We start from the raw sequence: 16,870 nt of genomic DNA on the forward strand, positions 1-16,870 counted from the left end.
CTGAGAGCCAATCCACCCCTGCTGGATAGCCGCCACGCATGAATCCGATTGTCCGCTGGTTCCACCAACTCGGTTCGCCCCCCACGTTCGACCGATTCGCTGCCCGCTGGTCGCGGGTGTTCTACCTCGCGGCGGTGCCTGTGCTGCTGGTCGGCATGTGGCAGGCGCTGCTGGTGGTGCCGCCGGAAGCCAAGCAGCTGGACAGCTTCCGCATCCTCTACATCCACGTGCCCAGTGCCTGGATGAGCCTGTTCGTGTTCGCGCTGATGGCGCTGTATGCCGCCATCGCCCTGATCTGGCGGATCAAGGTCTGCGAGATCCTGGCCATGGCCTGTGCGCCGATGGGCGCCGGCTTCACCCTGATCACCCTGCTGACCGGCAGCATCTGGGGCAAGGGTACCTGGGGTACCTGGTGGGACTGGGACCCGCGCATGACCAGTGAACTGGTGCTGCTGTTCCTGTACCTGGGCGTGATCGGCCTGTACCACGCCATTGAGGACCGCCGCAGCGCCGCGCGCGCGGCCGGCCTGCTGGCCATCGTCGGTGTCAGCCTGCTGCCGGTGATCCGCTATTCGGTGGACTGGTGGGGCGGCCTGCATCAGCGCCAGTCGATCAACGTGTTCGGTGAATCGGCGATCAGCAGCGCGATGATCGCGCCACTGTGGTGGATGGTCATCGGCACCAAGTTCTGGTTCGCCAGTTCGGTGCTGGCCAAGGCCCGCGCCGACAATCTCGACCGCGAGGCCGGCAAGGCCTGGGTCGGTGGCCGGGTCGATGCCGCACGCGCGGCCGGGGAGGCCCAGCCATGACCCACCTGCCCTATGTGATCGGCGCGTACGCCGTGTTCGTGCTGGTGCTCGGCGCCGATGCCATCGGTTCGTGGCTGCGCCTGCGCATGGCACGCCGGTTGGCGCTGGCACGCCAGCAGCGGCAGCAGACCCGCGCCGTCAAACAGGAAGCTGCAGCGCCGCTGTCGACGGAGCTGGAACGATGACGCCGGTACAACGCCGCCGCCTGGCCTGGGTACTGCTGGCCCTGCTCGCCTCCGGGCTGGCCACCGCACTGGTGGCGATGGCGCTGGAACGCAACATCGCCTACCTCTACACGCCCTCGGAAGTGCTGCGCGGGGATGTCGATGCACAGTCGCGGTTCCGCCTGGGCGGCATGGTGGTGAAGGGCTCCTTCAACCGCCCGGTCGGTTCGCTGGAAGCACGTTTCGAAGTAACCGACGGCGATGCCCAGCTGGCGGTGACCACGTCGCGGATTCTTCCGGACATGTTTGCCGAAGGCACCGCGGTGGTCGCCAGTGGCCGCCTGCAGGAGGGTGTCTTCGTTGCCGACGAAGTGCTGGCCAAGCACGATGAAAAGTACGTGCCGAAGGAAGTGGCCGACAAGATGGGCGATGCCCATCGCAAGCATGACGTGCCGGTGACGGCACCCGAGGTGCGCTGAGTGCTGCCCGAACTGGGTCAGATCCTGCTGTTGTGCGCGTTGCTGGCCTCGCTGCTGCAGACCGGCCTGCCGCTGGTCGGCGCGCATCGCAGCAACACGGCATGGATGGCGGTGGCACGGCCGGCCGCCTTCGCACAGCTGCTGCTGCTCGCCGGCGCCTTCGCGGTGCTCACCGCCGCGTTCGTGCAGCAGGATTTCTCGGTGCGCTACGTGGCCGAGAACTCCAATTCGCTGCTGCCGATGATCTACCGCTACTCGGCGGTGTGGGGGGCCCACGAGGGCTCGCTGCTGATGTGGGCGCTGGTGCTGGCGCTGTGGACCGGCGCGGTGGCGCTGTTCTCGCGGCACCTGCCTGCACCGGTACAGGCGCGCGTGCTGGCGGTGATGGGCGTGGTCAGCGTCGGCTTCCTCGCCTTCCTGATCTTCACCTCCAATCCGTTCCTGCGCCTGAACCCGGCGCCGCTGGAAGGCCGCGACCTCAACCCGCTGCTGCAGGACCCGGGGCTGATCATCCATCCGCCGATGCTGTACATCGGATACGTGGGCTTTGCCGTTCCGTTCGCATTCGCGGTGGCGGCCCTGCTGGAGGGGCGCATCGATGCGCGCTGGCTGCGCTGGACGCGGCCGTGGACCAACGTCGCCTGGGGCTTCCTGACCCTGGGCATCGCACTGGGCAGCTGGTGGGCCTATTACGAGCTGGGCTGGGGCGGCTGGTGGTTCTGGGACCCGGTGGAAAATGCCAGCTTCATGCCGTGGCTGGTCGGTGCGGCATTGATCCATTCGCAGGCCGTCACCGAAAAGCGCGGCACGTTCGGCAGCTGGACACTGCTGCTGGCGATTGCCGCCTTCGCGCTGTCGCTGCTCGGGACCTTCCTGGTGCGCTCCGGTGTGCTGACCAGCGTGCATTCGTTCGCTGCAGATCCGTCGCGCGGCCTGTTCATCCTGGTGTTCCTGTCGGTGCTGGTCGGCGGCAGCCTGCTGCTGTACGCGCTGCGCGCCAGCCAGCTGAGCGTGGACGCCGACGATCCGCGCCGTGGCTTCACCGCCACCTCGCGCGAGACCCTGCTGCTGGCCAACAACCTGCTGCTGGCCACCGCCTGCGCGATGGTGCTGCTCGGCACGCTGTATCCGCTGCTGGCCGATGCGCTGTCGCTGGGCAAGATCTCGGTCGGCCCGCCCTACTTCGGCAGCCTGTTCCTGCTGCTGATGGCGCCGATGATCCTGCTGCTGCCGTTCGGCCCGCTGGTGAAGTGGCAGCGCGACCAGCCCTCGCGCTCGTTCGCGCTGCTGGCACCCTGGCTGGGTCTGGCAGTGCTGCTGGGCGCGCTGGCCTGGTGGAAGGCGCCGCAGAACGGCTGGAAGGCCGGTCTCGGTGTCGCCGCCGCGGCCTGGGTCGGCTTCGGTACCGCACGCTTCGTCTGGCAGCGACTGCGCGGCAACGGCCGCTTCACCGCCGAAATGCTCGGCATGATCGTCGCCCACGCCGGCATCGCCGTGTTCCTGGCCGGTGCGTTGCTGGTGGAAGCCCTGAACGTGCAGCGCGAAGTGGCGCTGGCACCTGGCCAGCAACTGGTGGTCGGCCGCTACGAAGTGCGCTTCGAGGGCGTGGACCACCGCGAAGGCCCCAACTTCATCGCCGACCGTGGCCATCTGCGGGTGTTCCGCAACGGCCGCGAACAGGCCCTGCTGCATCCGGAGAAGCGCCAGTACGCCAGTGGCGGCCAGGTGATGACCGAGGCCGGCATCGATGCACGCTTCGACGGCGATGTCTACGTGGCATTGGGCGAGCCGCTGGGCAACAATGCATGGGCGGTCCGGGTGCACATCAAGCCGTTCGTGCGCTGGATCTGGCTGGGCGCGCTGTTGATGGCCCTGGGCGGATTCATCACCGCAGCCGACCGCCGTTTCCGTCGTCCGTAGGAGTTTCCATGTCCGAGTCCCCCGCCCCGCGCCCCTCCCGCCCGCTGCCGCCGGTAGCCATCGTGATCGGCGTGCTGTTCTTCTTCGGCCTGCTCGGGCTGATGATCTACGGGGTGATGAAATCGGGTGATCCGCAGCGCGACGTGCTGCCCTCGGCGCTGATCGACAAGCCGGCGCCAGCGTTCGCGCTGCCGGTGCTGCACGACCCGGAAATGATCGTGCACAGCGACGAACTGCGCGGCGCGCCTTACCTGTTGAACGTGTGGGGCAGCTGGTGCGCAGCCTGCCGCGAGGAACACCCGGTGCTGACCCGTTTCGCCGAGAGCAAGCGCGTGCGCGTGATCGGCTACAACTGGAAGGACGAGCCGACCGATGCCCTGCACTGGCTGGAGCAGCTGGGCAACCCGTTCATGGTCGTGCTCAGTGATGTTGAAGGCCGCACCGCGATCGACTGGGGCGTGACCGCTGCACCGGAGACCTTCCTGGTCGACGGCAGCGGCATCGTGCGCTGGAAGTACAGCGGTGCGATGACCCAGCGCGTAGTCGACGAGAAGCTGATCCCGGCATTGGAAAAGGTCGAGAAGGCCCAGGGCAATGCCGGCAGCACGCTGCACACGGCGCCCTGAGCCCATGCGCTGGCTGCTGGCGTTGCTGCTTCTGATGCTGCCGCTGGCTGCGGTGGCACAGCAGCCGCTGCACGATCCGCAGCCGCTGCAGTTCCGCGATGGCGCCGAAGAACGCCGCTTCCATGACCTGGCCGCGCAGCTGCGCTGCGTGCAGTGCCAGAACCAGTCGCTGGCCGATTCCAACGCGCAGATCGCGCAGGATCTGCGCCGCGAGGTGCTGCAGCTGATGCAGCAGGGCCACGACGACGCACAGATCAAGCAGTTCCTGGTCTCCCGCTACGGTGAGTTCGTGCTCTACCAGCCACCGTTGCAGCCGGGCACCTGGCTGCTGTGGGGCGGTCCGCTGCTGGTGCTGGGCGCCGGCGCGCTGGTGGTACTGGGCATCGTCCGCCGCCGTGGCCGCACGGTCGCTGCCGCCCCCGCCAGCAAGACCGATGAAGGAGACGGATGGTGAGCCATTGGCTGCCGATGCTGGCCGGGCTGGTGGCCGCACTGATGGCGGCGCTGGTGCTGTGGCCGCTGCGCCACCACGGTCGCCGCGGTTTCGTGGTGGGTGTGCTCGCGCTGGGCGTCGCCGGTGCCTGCCTGTATCTGCTGGTCGGTGATCCGCGTGCAGCACAGGTACAACCGACGCCGTCGGTAGCCACCCTGCGCGATGGCGTGCAGGCCCTGCAGGATGCACTGAAGCGTGACCCACAGCGGGCCGATGGCTGGGCGCTGCTGGGCCGGTCGCAAGCCGAACTGGGCAACGCCGCAGCCTCGGCGGACGCCTTCGCACGTGCCGCCGCTCTCGCTCCGGAAGACCCCGGCGTACTGGTGGAAGCGGCGCAGGCACGTGCGCAGGCCGATGCCGGCAAGCAGTTCGATGACACCGCGATGGCCTGGTTGCAGCAGGCGCGTGCACAGGCACCCGATGCCGAGCGCGCCAGCTGGCTGCTGGGCATCGCCCTGCGCCAGCGCGGAAAGAATGCCGAGGCCGCGGATGTGTGGAGCGGCCTGCTGCCACGGCTTGAGCCCGGCGCCGCGCAGGCGCTGCAGGCGCAGATCGCCATCGCCCGCGAAGCGGCCGGCCTGGCACCCGATGCCGCTCCTGCGGCACCAGAGGCGCTGCTGCAGGTGCGCGTGCAGCTGCCTGCGCTGAAGAACACCGAGTGGCCGGCCAGCACCCAGGTATTCGTGCTGGCCCGCGCCGTGGGTGGACCGCCGATGCCGGTGGCCGCACGCAAGCTGCCGCTGGCCGGTTTCCCGGCCACGGTCGGGCTGGGCGACGCTGACAGCCCGATGCCGACCGCGCCGCTGTCGGCACATCGCGACGTGGAAGTGCTGGCACGCATCTCGCGTACTGGTAGCGCCAATCGCAGCGAGGGCGACCTGCAAAGCGACGTGGTGCGGGTGACACTGCCGCATGACGGCGTGGTTGAGCTGCGGTTTCCCTGACCTGTAGAGCCGAGCCCACGCTCGGCTGCGATTGGGTTGCCGGCGCCCTCCAGCCGAGCATCGTCTCGGCTCTACAGCAGATCCACGCCATGCGTGGATACGACGGTCCGGTCCGCGTCCACCCGCTGCTGGAAACCAGCGTGTCGCCAGCTCCACATGCGGCCCCGCTAGAATGGCTGCATGACCGAATTCATCCCGCCCGGCACCCGCTTCCACGCCCTTCCCTCTCCGTTCCCTTTCAAGCGCGGCGGCGCCCTGCACGGCGCGCGCGTGGCCTACGAAACCTGGGGAACACTGGCGGCCGACGCCAGCAATGCGATCCTGATCGTCACCGGCCTCTCACCAGATGCGCATGCCGCGGCCAATGACGCAAACCCGGCTGCGGGCTGGTGGGAAGGCATGGTCGGCCCCGGCAAGCCGATCGATACCAACCGCTGGTTCGTGGTCTGCGTGAACTCGCTGGGCAGCTGCAAGGGTTCGACCGGTCCGGCCTCGCTCAACCCGGCCACGGGCGAACCGTATCGCCTCGACTTCCCCGAGCTGTCGATCGAAGACGGCGCGCGCGCCGCGATCGAAGTCGTGCGTGCCCTGGGCATCGAACAGCTGGCCTGCGTGGTCGGCAATTCAATGGGCGGCATGACCGCACTGGCCGTGCTGATGCTGCAGCCGGGCATCGCGCGCAGCCACGTCAACATTTCCGGCAGTGCGCAGGCGCTGCCGTTCTCGATCGCGATCCGTTCGCTGCAGCGCGAGGCGATCCGCCTCGATCCGCGCTGGAATGGTGGCCACTACGACGATGCCGAATACCCCGAGTCCGGCATGCGCATGGCGCGCAAGCTGGGCGTGATCACCTACCGCTCCGCACTGGAATGGGATGGCCGCTTCGGCCGCGTGCGGCTGGATTCGGACCAGACCGACGACGATCCGTTCGGCCTGGAATTCCAGGTGGAAAGCTATCTGGAAGGCCACGCACGGCGCTTCGTGCGTTTCTTCGATCCGAACTGCTACCTGTACCTGAGCCGCTCGATGGACTGGTTCGACCTGGCTGAGTATGCCGACGGCGACGTGCTGGCCGGGCTGGCGAAGATCCGGGTGGAGAAGGCGCTGGCGATCGGCGCCAACACCGACATCCTGTTCCCGGTACAGCAGCAGCAACAGGTCGCCGACGGCCTGCGCGCCGGCGGCGCCGATGCGCGCTTCATCGGCCTGGAATCGCCACAGGGCCATGACGCCTTCCTCGTCGATTTCGAGCGTTTCGGCCCGGCCGTGCGCGGCTTTCTCGACGCGCTGTAGGTGGCATGGCGGCGTCATCTCGCGCTGGCCGCGTTCGGCGCGTCGATCGCGCTGACGGTCAGCGGCGTGCTGCCGCTGTGGCTGGGTGGGTGGTGCCTGCTCGCCAGCGCGGTGTCGTTGGGCCTGTACGGCCACGACAAGCGCGCGGCGCAGAGAAAGCAGTGGCGTATTCCGGAGCGCACATTACAGCTGCTGGCCTTTGCCGGCGGTTGGCCCGGCGCGCTGCTGGGCCAGGCGATGTTCCGCCACAAGCACCGCAAAGCCTCGTTCCAGTGGGTGTTCTGGCTGTGCGTGCTGGCCAACGTGGCCTCGATCGCGGTGATGCTGCGCGAGTTTTCGCGATAGCCAACCTGTAGAGCCGAGCCCATGCTCGGCTCCGTACCGAGGCAGCCGAGCATGGGCTCGGCTCTACAGTAGATCCACGCCACGCGCGGATGTGCATCGGTCAACGTTCGCGGACCAGCGCCCCATCGCGCAACCGGTACTGCGCATCGACCACGCCTTCAGGCAGGTCGTCGTGGGTGATCATCAGCAGGCTGCGCCCGTCCAGCAACCCGGAAAGGTCCCGCAACAGCGCGCGTGCGGTATCCACGTCGAGGCCTTCGGTGGGTTCATCCAGCAGCAGGATCGGCGCGTTGCGCAGCAGCGCCCGCGCCAGCGCCAGCCGCCGCGCCTGGCCGGCCGACATCGTCGCGCCGTTCTCGCCCACCCAGGCCTGCAGGCCACCGTTGCGCCCGGCCCATTCGCCCAGGCGCACGCGGCGCAGCACCGCCCACAAGGCGGCGTCGCTGGCATCGGGATCACCCAGGCGCAGGTTCTCGGCCACGGTGCCGGCGAACACCGGCGCGTTCTGCGGCAACCAAGCCAGCTGCCGATGCCAGTCGGCCTGGCTGAAATCACGCAGGTCGATGCCACCATAGGTGATTCGCCCCTGCTGCGGATCCCACAGCCGCAGCAGCAGGCTGGACAGCGTGGTCTTGCCACTGCCGCTGTCGCCACGGATGGCGATGCGTTCCCCAGGCGCCAACGTCAGCTGCAGGCCGGACAACACCGGCCGCGCTGCACCCGGCCACTGGAAATGCACGTCATCCCAATGTACGGGCGCGGCCTGCGGTACCGGCTGTGGCGCTGCGGGATCCTCCACCGTCGGCGGCTGCTCGACGATGGCCTGCAACCGATCGGCGGCGATTCGCCCGGACTGCAGTGACTGCCACGCCAGGCCCATCCCGGCCCACAGTTCGATCAGCGCGACGGTGAGGAACACCAGGCCCGCCGCCATTTCCGGCGCGATGCGCTGCTGTTCGGCCGCATGCAGGGCCAATGCCAGCATCGCCACCAGGCCCAGACCAGCCACCAGGCCATGCAGGGTCGAGGCCGCGATCAGGCGCCAGCGGCGCCGACGATCCCGCGAAGCCAGCTGCTTGGCGGCCACACGTACCTTCAACTGCCACGCCGCATCGGCATGCAGTGCGGCCAGATCGCCCGCGCCCTCCAACCCTTCAAAGGCGGCGGTGCGCAGTGCGGCGCGATGCGCGGCACGGTCGGCCTCTTCATCGTCACGACCTCGCACACCCAGCCACGGCACGCCGAAAGCGATCAGCAGCGCCAGCACCGCCAGCAGTACCGCCGCCGACGGCAGGATCACAGCGGCTGAAGTGATCGCCACCAGCGTCAGCGCACCCAGCGCCACCAGCGGCCCGATCGCACGCACCAGCAGGCCGTCCACTTCACCGATGTCACCGAGCAGGCGCGCCAGCAGATCGCCGGTGCGCGTGGCCCCCAGCCGTGCCGGTGCCAATGGCAGCGCGCGGCGGAAGAACCACACGCGCAGGTCGCGGGCGATGCGCAGGGTGGCATCGTGGCCCACCAGCTTTTCGAAGTAGCGCGACACGATGCGCGCCATGGTCAACCCGCGGATACCCGCGGACGGCGAGAAGAAGTTGAAGCCCTGGCCGAGGCCGGCCGCACCGGCCAATGCAGCGGCGGTGAGGAAACCACCGGACAGGCCCAGCAGTGCGGTGCCGGCCAGCATGGTGGTCCACAACAGCAGGATCGTCAGCAGCAGGCGCGGCAGATGGCGCAGGAACACCGCGCGCAGCGAATCAGGCGAACGGCTCATGCGCGCACCGCCTGTGCCGGCTCAACCACACGACCTTCCGGCAACAACAGGCAACGGTCGGCCCAGGCGATCACCGCCGGGCTGTGGGTGGCGACCACCACGCTGCGGCCGCGTGCATAGGCGGCCAGGCTGCGCAGCAGCGCCGCTTCGGTATCGGCATCGAGGAACGCGGTGGGTTCGTCCAGCAGCAGCACCTGCGGGTCGCGCAGCAGCAGGCGGGCCAGGCCGATGCGACGAGCCTCACCACCGGACAGGCCGAAGCCGCGCTCGCCGATCACCGTATCCAGTCCTTGTGGCAGGCGCTGCGCGAACTGCAGCACCTGCGCGGCCTCGGCCACTGCGCGCAACCGCGCGTCGCTGGCGCCGGGATCGGCCAGGCGCAGGTTGTCGGCGATGCTGCCGTGGAACAGGTACGGCCGCTGGCTGGCATAGGCTACCTGCACGCCGGGGCGCAGCTGCAGTTTGCCGGCACGGGGTTGCAGCCAGCCAGCCAGCGCTTCCAGCAAGGTGCTCTTGCCGGATCCGCTGGGGCCGACCAGGGCCAGCCGCTGACCCGGTTCCAGCAGCACATCCAGATCCTGCAACACGTCGTGCGGCGCGCCCAACGGACGCAGCACCAGCCCCTGCGCCTGCAGCGGCGGCAAGGCGGCCTCGGCCGGTTCCACCGCAAGCGGCGCACTCTCGTTTTCGATCAGGCCCTGCTCGTCCGGCAATGACTGCAGCAGACGCTCAACCTCGGCCGCCGCTGCCAGTGCATTGGCGCGGTCGTGGTAGTGCGCAGCCAACCGCCGCAGCGGCGCGTAGAACTCCGGCGCCAGCAGCAGGCAGAACAGGCCCGCGCCCAGCGTCGGCACCGCCGAATGCAGCGACATCATGCCCAGATAGCTCAGGCCCAGGTACAGCGCGACCATCGCCACGCTGACCGAGGCAAAGAACTCCAGCACCGTGGACGACAGGAAGGCGATCCGCAGCACTTTCAGCGTACGCACGCGCACACCTTCGGCGGCCGCCTCGATACCCTCCAGCTCGGCCTCGCCGCGGCCATACAGGCGCAGCAGGCCCAGGCCCTTGATGCGGTCGGCGAAGTGGCCGCTCATCCGCGCCAGTTCGCCCAGCTGCGCACGACCGGCGGCTTCGGCACCCCACCCCACCAGCATCATGAAGAACGGCACCAGCGGCGCGGTGAACAGCAGGATCAGTGCCACCACCCAGTCCACCCAGGCCACTGCAGCCAGGATCAGCAGCGGCACCACCACTACTTCGGTGCGCACCGGCAGGAAACCGCTGTAATAGCTCTCGATCGCATCGCCGTGATGCAGCATCAGTTCGCCCAGCTCGCCGGTGCGGCGCTGGCGCAGCCACAGCGGCCCATGGCCAAGCAGGCGCGCGAACACACGCTCGCGCAGGGCCAGCCGCGCGGCATCGGCCACATCGCCTGCGGCCGCCTGGGTGGCGCTGCCCAGCAGCGTGCGCAGCACCAGGATCACGGCCAACCCAGCGAGCACCGGCAGGCCCGACGCCAGCGGTGCGCGTTCCACCAGCACCAGCTGCACCAGCCAGGCGATGGCAGCCGCCTGGCCGATCAGCAGCGCGCCGGACAGGCTGATGCACAGCGCCGCCAGCCTCTGGCGACCTCGAGCGGAGCGGGCGAGATCGGCCAGCCAAGCGCTGCGGGCACGCCGCTGGCGGGTCGTTTCGGCTTCCGGGGAAAGGCCGTCAGGGGTCGTTTCGGCAGCGCTCAAGGGGTCTTCACGGGCAACAGGGGAGACACGGCATTGTAGGCGCAGGCAACAGCCTCCCCCTGCGGCCGGCGGTCGCAGTCTTCATCGGGTTGGCATACGATCCTCCTGAATACCCATTCATACATTGATCTGGATCAAGGCTGTTTGAAGTAGTCGGTCACATCATTCACGTCGTAGACCACCCTTCCCGCCACCTGCAACGGCACTATCCAACGAGGTAGCCAGGCCATGATTGATCAGACAGTCGTAGAGCTGTCGCGGCTGCAATTCGCGCTGACCGCGATGTACCACTTCCTATTCGTACCACTCACCCTCGGCCTGTCCTTCATGGTGGCCATCATGGAGAGCGTGTACGTGATGACCGGCAAGGAGATCTGGCGCAGGATGACCCTGTTCTGGGGCGTCCTGTTCGGCATCAACTTCGCCATGGGCGTCGCCACCGGCATCGTCATGGAATTCCAGTTCGGCATGAACTGGTCCTACTACAGCCACTACGTGGGTGACATCTTCGGTGCGCCGCTGGCCATCGAAGGCCTGATGGCATTTTTCCTGGAAGCCACCTTCGTCGGCCTGTTCTTCTTCGGCTGGAACCGCCTGAGCAAGGTCAAGCACCTGATGGTGACCTGGCTGATGGCACTGGGCACCAACCTGTCGGCGATCTGGATCCTGATCGCCAACGGCTGGATGCAGAACCCGACCGGCGCGGTGTTCAACCCGGAAACCATGCGCATGGAAGTCGTCGACTTCATGGCCGTGGTGTTCAACCCGGTGGCGCAGGCCAAGTTCGTGCACACCGTCAGCGCCGGCTACGTGACCGGTGCGGTGTTCGTGATGGCGATCAGTGCCCTGTTCCTGCTGCGCAACAAGCACAAGGACCTGGCCCGTCGTTCGTTCGCGGTGGCCGCGGCGTTCGGCCTGCTGTCATCGCTGTCGGTGGTGGTGCTGGGTGACGAGAGCGGCTACGCCGCCAGCGAACACCAGAAGATGAAGCTGGCCGCGATCGAAGCGATGTGGGAGACCGAGCGTGCGCCGGCCGACTTCACCGCCTTCGGCATCCCGAACCAGGAAACCCACCAGAACGACTACGCGGTGAAGATCCCCTACCTGATGGGCCTGATCGCCACCCGTTCGTTGAACCAGCCGATTCCGGGCATCCTGGAACTGGTCGAGCGCGCCGAACACCGCGTGCGCGGTGGCCAGCTGGCCTACGGTGCACTGGAACGCCTGCGTGCCAACAAGAACGACGTCGAGGCGCGCGAGATGTTCGATCGCCACTGGCAGGACCTGGGCCACGGCCTGCTGCTCAAGCGCTACCGCGATGACATCCTCAACGCCACCCCGCAGGAGATCTCGCAGGCGGCGATGGATACCGTGCCGCGCGTGATGCCGCTGTTCTGGACCTTCCGCGTGATGGCCGGCCTGGGCTTCTACCTGATCGCCTTCTTCGCCCTGGCCTTCTACTACTCCTGCCGCAACAACTTCCAGGACAAGCGCTGGTTCCTCAAGGTGGCCCTGTGGACGCTGCCGGCACCGTGGATCGCGATCGAGTGCGGCTGGTTCGTGGCCGAGTACGGTCGCCAGCCGTGGGCGGTCGATGGCGTGCTGCCGACCTTCTATGCGGCATCGGGCCTGGCCCTGCATGAAATCGTGCTGACCCTGGCCGGCTTCACCGCGATCTACACCGCGCTGATCGTGGTCGAGATCAAGCTGATGCTCAAGGCGATCCGCAAGGGTCCGGACGAGGTGCTGCCGTCGCTGCAGTCGCCCCAGCCGCATGCTTCCCACAATGCCTCGGCGCCCGCCGCCGGCCAGGCCTGAGGCAGGAGAACCACGATGGATTTCATTCTTCTGGACTACACCACGCTGCGCGTGATCTGGTGGCTGCTGCTCGGCATCCTGCTGATCGGTTTTGCCGTGATGGATGGTTTCGACCTGGGCGTGGGCACCCTGCTGCCCTTCGTCGCCCGCAACGATGCCGAGCGCCGGCTGGTGATCAACACCATCGGCCCGGTCTGGGAAGGCAACCAGGTGTGGCTGGTGCTCGGTGGCGGTGCGATCTTCGCCGCCTGGCCGCCGCTGTATGCGGTCAGCTTCTCCGGGTTCTACCTGGCGATGTTCGTGATCCTGTTCGCCCTGATCCTGCGTCCGGTCGGCTTCAAGTTCCGCAGCAAGATGCCCAGCGAACGCTGGCGCAACACCTGGGACTGGGCGCTGTTCATCGGTGGCTTCATCCCGGCGCTGATCATGGGCGTTGCGGTGGGCAACGTGGTGCTGGGCGTGCCGTTCCACTTCGATGACAGCATGCGCATCTTCTACACCGGCTCGTTCTTCGGCCTGCTGATGCCCTTCGCGCTGCTGGCCGGCCTGCTCAGCGTATCGATGCTGGTCGCCCACGGTGCGGCCATGCTGGTGCTGAAGACCGACGGCCCGGTGGCCGAACGTGCGGCACGTTTCGGCAGCATCGCAGCGATCATCGCCTTCGTGCTGTTCGCGGTGGGCGGTGCCTGGGTGGCCTTCGGCCTGCCGGGTTACCAGATCACCTCGCAGGTGGTTACCGATGGCGCCACCAATCCGCTGCTGAAGACTGCCGAACTCGGCGCTGCCGGTGGCTGGATGCGCAACTACAGCGCGATGCCGGCCACGATCCTGGCGCCGCTGCTGGGCCTGGCCGGCCTGCTGGCCAGTGCGGTACTGCTGCGTGCCCGTCGCGGCGGCCTGGCCTTCATCGCCTCCGGTGCGGCCATCGCCGGCATCATCCTGACCGTCGGCTTCGCCATCTTCCCGTTCCTGCTGCCGTCCTCCAGCCAGCCCACCTCCAGCCTGACCGTGTGGGATGCCTCGTCCAGCCACCTGACCCTGTGGATCATGCTGCTGGCCACGGCGGTGTTCCTGCCGATCATCATCGGTTACACCACCTGGGTGTACCGCGTGCTGAAGGGCAAGACCACCACCGAAGAGATGGGCAACAACCCGAACGCTTACTGATTGCCGGTGTGCCGGCCCACGGCCGGCACACCCTTGAACAAAGGAGATTGACCATGTGGTATTTCGCCTGGATTCTCGGCGCCGGCCTCGCCTCGACGGTGGCCATCCTCAACGGCATGTGGTTCGAAGCCCGCGAGCAGAACCGTATCGAGAAAGAAAATCGTCGCTGAGCTGTAAAAAAAACCTTGCCGCCTTGGCCTTCACACGGTATCTTAGGCGGCTCCTTCGGGGTGTAGCTCAGTCTGGTAGAGCGCTACGTTCGGGACGTAGAGGTCGCAGGTTCGAATCCTGTCTCCCCGACCACTCAAGTGGTCGCATTGAAGCCTGGTGAAGTCGTCCAGGCTTTTTTGTTCCCTGAAGTGGCACTGCTTCGGCAGTGTGAAGAAAACAGCATTCACCCCTTGCCGCCATCGGGGTGAATCGCTAGAATAGGCGGCTCCCTTCGGGGTGTAGCTCAGTCTGGTAGAGCGCTACGTTCGGGACGTAGAGGTCGCAGGTTCGAATCCTGTCTCCCCGACCACTTCGGTGGTCACCAAGAAGCCTGGAAGACATCACTGTCCTCCGGGTTTTTTTGTTTGACGATGACTCCAGCCCGGCATTTCGCTGGACTACGCCTAAGCCCGCTACAGCAGGTTTATCAATAACTTAGGCGCGTCCATCATATGCCGGTGCTTTCCGAAACTTGACCCGGCTTCCGGTCGCGTGGCTCCCATGTGGCTCTTGGAAACCGAGGTTTCCGAGGAGTCGTCATGGCAAGAATCAAACTCACCAAGTCCGCCATCGATGCGGCAAAGCCCCAGGCGCAGGCCGTCGAACTCCGGGACACCGTGGTGCCCGGCTTCCTGTGCAAGATCACCCCGGCCGGCCGCAAGGTGTTCATGCTCCAGTACCGCACGAACGCCGGCGAGCGCCGCAAGCCTGCCTTGGGCCAGTTTGGCGAACTGACTGTCGAACAGGCCCGTTTCATGGCGCAGGAGTGGCTGGCCGAAGTGCGCAAGGGCGGCGACCCCAGCGCGGCCAAGAATGCCGCCCGCAAGGCGCCGACCATGAAGGAGTATTGCCAGACCTTCATGGAGGACTACTCCAAGCAGCGCAACAAGCCGAGCACGCAGCGCGGCTATCAGGGGGTCATCGACCGCAACATCATTCCCATCATGGGCCGGATGAAGGTGCAGGAAGTGAAGCGCCCGGACGTGGCCGCACTGATGAAGAAGCTGGCCCACAAGCCGGCCGAGGCGAACCGCACCTTCGGCGTGCTGCGCAAGATGTTCAACCTGGCCGAAGTGTGGGGCCTTCGCCCGGACGGCACCAATCCGTGCCGCCACGTTCCCATGTACCCGCCCGGCAAGGAAACCCGGCTCATCGTGGACGATGAACTGGTGCGGATCTTCCGTCACCTGGAGCACTTGGAAGCCGAGGGACTGGAGAACTACGTCATCCCGCTGGCGATCCGCCTGCAATTCGAGTTTGCCGCCCGCCGCTCCGAAATCTGCCCGCTCGAATGGGACTGGATTGATCTGGAAAAGCGTCGCGTCGTCTGGCCCGACAGCAAGACCGGCGGCATTTCCAAACCCATGAGCGAGGAAGCCTATCGGCTGCTTTCGACGGCGCCGCGCCTGGAAGGTTGCCCCTATGTCCTGCCGTCGCCCAACGACGCGACCAAACACTTGACCCACGGCGAGCACTATGGCGGTTGGAAGCGCGTGCTCAAGGCCGCCGGCGTGCCACATGTTGGCACGCACGGTATCCGCCACCGGGCCACCACCGACATTGCCAATTCGGGCGTGCCAACCAAGGTGGGCATGAAGCTGACGGGCCACAAGACCGTAGCGATGTTCATGCACTACGTCCACACCGAGGACAAGCCGGTGCGGGAAGCGGCCGAGCTGGTGGCGAGCCGGCGGCAGGCCATCACGGGCGTGCGGCGCCTTGCGGAGGCGACGGCATGAGCAAGAAGACGCTTTCGGTGGCGGGGGACACCCCCGCCGCCCCGCCAGCCGGTTATGCCGGCATCCACGACGGTATCGTGGAAGTGCTCGATGCCGCCCGCCATGCGGCGGCACGCAGCGTCAATGCGCTGATGACCGCCAGCTATTGGGAGATTGGCCGCCGGATCGTGGAGGCCGAGCAACGGGGCAAGCGGCGTGCCGGGTACGGCGAACAGTTGATCGAACGGCTGTCGGCTGACTTGACCGCGCAGTTCGGGCGCGGGTTCAGCCGCCCGAACTTGCAGCAAATGCGGTCGTTCTTCCTGACCTGGCCAATTCGCCAGACAGTGTCTAGCGAATCTTCCCCGGCGCCAGTGGCGCGGGCGCGTCCCTGGCGCCTCGATGAACTGGCCCAGGTCTTCACGCTGCCGTGGTCGGCCTACGTCCGGCTGCTGTCGGTCAAGGACGAACACGCCCGCCGCTTCTACGAGGCCGAAGCCCTGCGCGGCGGATGGAGCGTGCGCCAGCTCGACCGGCAGATCAACAGCCAGTTCTACGAGCGCACGGCGCTGTCGAAGAACAAGGCGGCGATGCTGGTCAAGGGCGCCGTGCCCAACCCCGGGGATGCCGTCACCCCTGACGACGCGATCAAAGACCCGTATGTGCTGGAGTTCCTTGACCTCAAGGATGAGTATTCGGAATCCGATCTTGAGCAAGCCCTGATCCGGCGGCTGGAGGATTTCCTGCTCGAACTGGGCGACGGTTTCGCCTTCGTCGGGCGGCAGCGCCGATTGCGCATCGACCAGACCTGGTATCGGGTCGATCTGCTGTTCTTCCATCGTCGCTTGCGTTGCCTGGTCATCATCGACTTGAAGCTCGGCGCGCTGACCCATGCCGACGTGGGCCAGATGCACCTCTATTGCAACTATGCGAAGGAGCACTGGACGTTTGCCGACGAGAACCCGCCCGTGGGTCTGATCCTCTGCGCCGACAAGGGCCATGCCTTGGCGCGGTATGCGCTGGAGGGCTTGCCGTCCAAGGTGATGGCGGCGAACTACAAGATGGTGCTGCCGGATGCCGAAGTGCTGCAAGAGGAACTGGAGAACACGCGGCGGCTGATCGAATCTCGCGGAACGATCGTCCCCAAGAGACGCAAGCGATAACCGGGCGTCCCGGCGTGCCGCCGTCGGGTTCGCGGGCTGCGCCTCGCGCTTCGTGCCGAATCGCGGCCATTCGGCGCTGCCCCCTGACGCCTTCGGCCCTCGCGGGCCTGCGCGCTGCGCTTGCTTAAAGGCGGGTGTGTGCAGTGGGCGGGGTTTAGGCGGTCTTGCTGTTCCCTTCACCGTACCACGGCGTTCTCGCCGTCAA

The 16,870-nt window shown here is 67.0% G+C and carries 16 protein-coding genes and 2 tRNA genes; 16 read left to right on the plus strand and 2 right to left on the minus strand.

Features of this window, described 5'->3' with window-relative positions:
* Positions 1-38: 38 nt before the first annotated feature.
* The 9 genes from ccmC to N5D20_RS17240 all read left to right on the plus strand — a co-directional run bounded on the left by ccmC (position 39) and on the right by N5D20_RS17240 (position 7,073).
* Complete coding sequence (gene ccmC / locus N5D20_RS17200) at positions 39-809, plus strand: heme ABC transporter permease CcmC (protein ID WP_197578433.1); 771 nt, start codon at positions 39-41, stop codon at positions 807-809.
* Positions 806-994: a heme exporter protein CcmD gene (locus tag N5D20_RS17205; protein ID WP_010486686.1), complete on the plus strand. Its 189-nt coding sequence runs from the start codon at positions 806-808 to the stop codon at positions 992-994. The genes ccmC and N5D20_RS17205 overlap by 4 nt, the downstream gene beginning before the upstream one ends.
* Positions 991-1,452: a cytochrome c maturation protein CcmE gene (gene ccmE, locus N5D20_RS17210; RefSeq protein ID WP_019336396.1), complete on the plus strand. Its 462-nt coding sequence runs from the start codon at positions 991-993 to the stop codon at positions 1,450-1,452. Before N5D20_RS17205 ends, ccmE begins: the two co-directional genes overlap by 4 nt.
* Positions 1,453-3,372, plus strand: coding sequence for a heme lyase CcmF/NrfE family subunit (locus N5D20_RS17215; RefSeq protein ID WP_197578434.1), 1,920 nt, complete (start codon positions 1,453-1,455; stop codon positions 3,370-3,372). It begins immediately after the preceding gene.
* An 8-nt stretch (positions 3,373-3,380) separates the two neighbouring features.
* Positions 3,381-3,998 (plus strand): DsbE family thiol:disulfide interchange protein, encoded by a 618-nt coding sequence (locus tag N5D20_RS17220; protein WP_049435069.1) that lies wholly within the window; start codon positions 3,381-3,383, stop codon positions 3,996-3,998.
* 4 nt (positions 3,999-4,002) lie between these two features.
* Complete coding sequence (locus tag N5D20_RS17225) at positions 4,003-4,452, plus strand: cytochrome c-type biogenesis protein (protein WP_049435070.1); 450 nt, start codon at positions 4,003-4,005, stop codon at positions 4,450-4,452.
* Positions 4,446-5,435: a cytochrome c biogenesis protein gene (locus N5D20_RS17230; RefSeq protein ID WP_054172175.1), complete on the plus strand. Its 990-nt coding sequence runs from the start codon at positions 4,446-4,448 to the stop codon at positions 5,433-5,435. Before N5D20_RS17225 ends, N5D20_RS17230 begins: the two co-directional genes overlap by 7 nt.
* 180 nt (positions 5,436-5,615) lie before the next feature.
* The gene (locus tag N5D20_RS17235) at positions 5,616-6,728 is read left to right on the plus strand and encodes a homoserine O-acetyltransferase (protein ID WP_043401487.1); all 1,113 of its coding nucleotides are present in this window, start codon (positions 5,616-5,618) and stop codon (positions 6,726-6,728) included.
* Positions 6,729-7,073: a DUF1294 domain-containing protein gene (locus N5D20_RS17240; protein WP_197578435.1), complete on the plus strand. Its 345-nt coding sequence runs from the start codon at positions 6,729-6,731 to the stop codon at positions 7,071-7,073. It abuts the gene before it with no gap.
* Positions 7,074-7,173: 100 nt separating this feature from the next.
* On the opposite strand, the gene cydC is transcribed toward N5D20_RS17240, so the two are convergent.
* Both cydC and cydD read right to left on the minus strand, forming a co-directional pair.
* Positions 7,174-8,847 carry a thiol reductant ABC exporter subunit CydC gene (gene cydC, locus N5D20_RS17245; protein WP_197578436.1) on the minus strand — a complete coding sequence of 558 codons (1,674 nt, stop codon included), beginning with the start codon at positions 8,845-8,847 and terminating at the stop codon, positions 7,174-7,176.
* Positions 8,844-10,589, minus strand: coding sequence for a thiol reductant ABC exporter subunit CydD (gene cydD / locus N5D20_RS17250; protein ID WP_197578437.1), 1,746 nt, complete (start codon positions 10,587-10,589; stop codon positions 8,844-8,846). Before cydD ends, cydC begins: the two co-directional genes overlap by 4 nt.
* 228 nt (positions 10,590-10,817) lie before the next feature.
* Between cydD and N5D20_RS17255 the strand changes: the two genes are divergently transcribed.
* The 7 genes from N5D20_RS17255 (at position 10,818) to N5D20_RS17285 (ending at position 16,665) form a co-directional block, all read left to right on the plus strand.
* Positions 10,818-12,407, plus strand: coding sequence for a cytochrome ubiquinol oxidase subunit I (locus tag N5D20_RS17255; RefSeq protein ID WP_197578438.1), 1,590 nt, complete (start codon positions 10,818-10,820; stop codon positions 12,405-12,407).
* A gap of 15 nt (positions 12,408-12,422) precedes the next feature.
* On the plus strand, positions 12,423-13,574 hold the full coding sequence (gene cydB / locus N5D20_RS17260) for a cytochrome d ubiquinol oxidase subunit II (RefSeq protein ID WP_049435076.1): 1,152 nt from the start codon (positions 12,423-12,425) through the stop codon (positions 13,572-13,574).
* A gap of 53 nt (positions 13,575-13,627) precedes the next feature.
* Positions 13,628-13,744, plus strand: a complete 117-nt coding sequence (cydX, locus tag N5D20_RS17265) for a cytochrome bd-I oxidase subunit CydX (RefSeq protein ID WP_005410354.1) — start codon at positions 13,628-13,630, stop codon at positions 13,742-13,744.
* 56 nt (positions 13,745-13,800) lie between these two features.
* Positions 13,801-13,877 (plus strand) — tRNA-Pro (locus N5D20_RS17270).
* 140 nt (positions 13,878-14,017) lie between these two features.
* Positions 14,018-14,094, plus strand: a tRNA-Pro gene (locus N5D20_RS17275).
* Positions 14,095-14,323: 229 nt separating this feature from the next.
* Positions 14,324-15,523: a site-specific integrase gene (locus N5D20_RS17280; protein ID WP_106468523.1), complete on the plus strand. Its 1,200-nt coding sequence runs from the start codon at positions 14,324-14,326 to the stop codon at positions 15,521-15,523.
* The gene (locus N5D20_RS17285) at positions 15,520-16,665 is read left to right on the plus strand and encodes a PDDEXK nuclease domain-containing protein (protein WP_033939121.1); all 1,146 of its coding nucleotides are present in this window, start codon (positions 15,520-15,522) and stop codon (positions 16,663-16,665) included. The genes N5D20_RS17280 and N5D20_RS17285 overlap by 4 nt, the downstream gene beginning before the upstream one ends.
* The last annotated feature ends 205 nt before the right edge of the window (positions 16,666-16,870 follow it).

Origin of the sequence: Stenotrophomonas sp. GD03877, assembly GCF_029840555.1 — a bacterium.
GTDB classification, from domain to species: Bacteria; Pseudomonadota; Gammaproteobacteria; order Xanthomonadales; family Xanthomonadaceae; genus Stenotrophomonas; species Stenotrophomonas geniculata.

What these genes read in the sequence shown, in the direction of transcription:
- N5D20_RS17230 (WP_054172175.1), top strand. Translation starts at nt 4,446, where the DNA reads ATGGTGAGCCATTGGCTGCCGATGCTGGCCGGGCTGGTGGCCGCACTG.
- cydX (WP_005410354.1), top strand. Translation starts at nt 13,628, where the DNA reads ATGTGGTATTTCGCCTGGATTCTCGGCGCCGGCCTCGCCTCGACGGTG.
- N5D20_RS17280 (WP_106468523.1), top strand. Translation starts at nt 14,324, where the DNA reads ATGGCAAGAATCAAACTCACCAAGTCCGCCATCGATGCGGCAAAGCCC.
- N5D20_RS17225 (WP_049435070.1), top strand. Translation starts at nt 4,003, where the DNA reads ATGCGCTGGCTGCTGGCGTTGCTGCTTCTGATGCTGCCGCTGGCTGCG.
- ccmC (WP_197578433.1), top strand. Translation starts at nt 39, where the DNA reads ATGAATCCGATTGTCCGCTGGTTCCACCAACTCGGTTCGCCCCCCACG.
- N5D20_RS17235 (WP_043401487.1), top strand. Translation starts at nt 5,616, where the DNA reads ATGACCGAATTCATCCCGCCCGGCACCCGCTTCCACGCCCTTCCCTCT.
- cydB (WP_049435076.1), top strand. Translation starts at nt 12,423, where the DNA reads ATGGATTTCATTCTTCTGGACTACACCACGCTGCGCGTGATCTGGTGG.
- N5D20_RS17220 (WP_049435069.1), top strand. Translation starts at nt 3,381, where the DNA reads ATGTCCGAGTCCCCCGCCCCGCGCCCCTCCCGCCCGCTGCCGCCGGTA.
- cydC (WP_197578436.1), bottom strand. Translation starts at nt 8,847, where the DNA reads ATGAGCCGTTCGCCTGATTCGCTGCGCGCGGTGTTCCTGCGCCATCTG.
- N5D20_RS17255 (WP_197578438.1), top strand. Translation starts at nt 10,818, where the DNA reads ATGATTGATCAGACAGTCGTAGAGCTGTCGCGGCTGCAATTCGCGCTG.
- N5D20_RS17285 (WP_033939121.1), top strand. Translation starts at nt 15,520, where the DNA reads ATGAGCAAGAAGACGCTTTCGGTGGCGGGGGACACCCCCGCCGCCCCG.
- N5D20_RS17205 (WP_010486686.1), top strand. Translation starts at nt 806, where the DNA reads ATGACCCACCTGCCCTATGTGATCGGCGCGTACGCCGTGTTCGTGCTG.
- ccmE (WP_019336396.1), top strand. Translation starts at nt 991, where the DNA reads ATGACGCCGGTACAACGCCGCCGCCTGGCCTGGGTACTGCTGGCCCTG.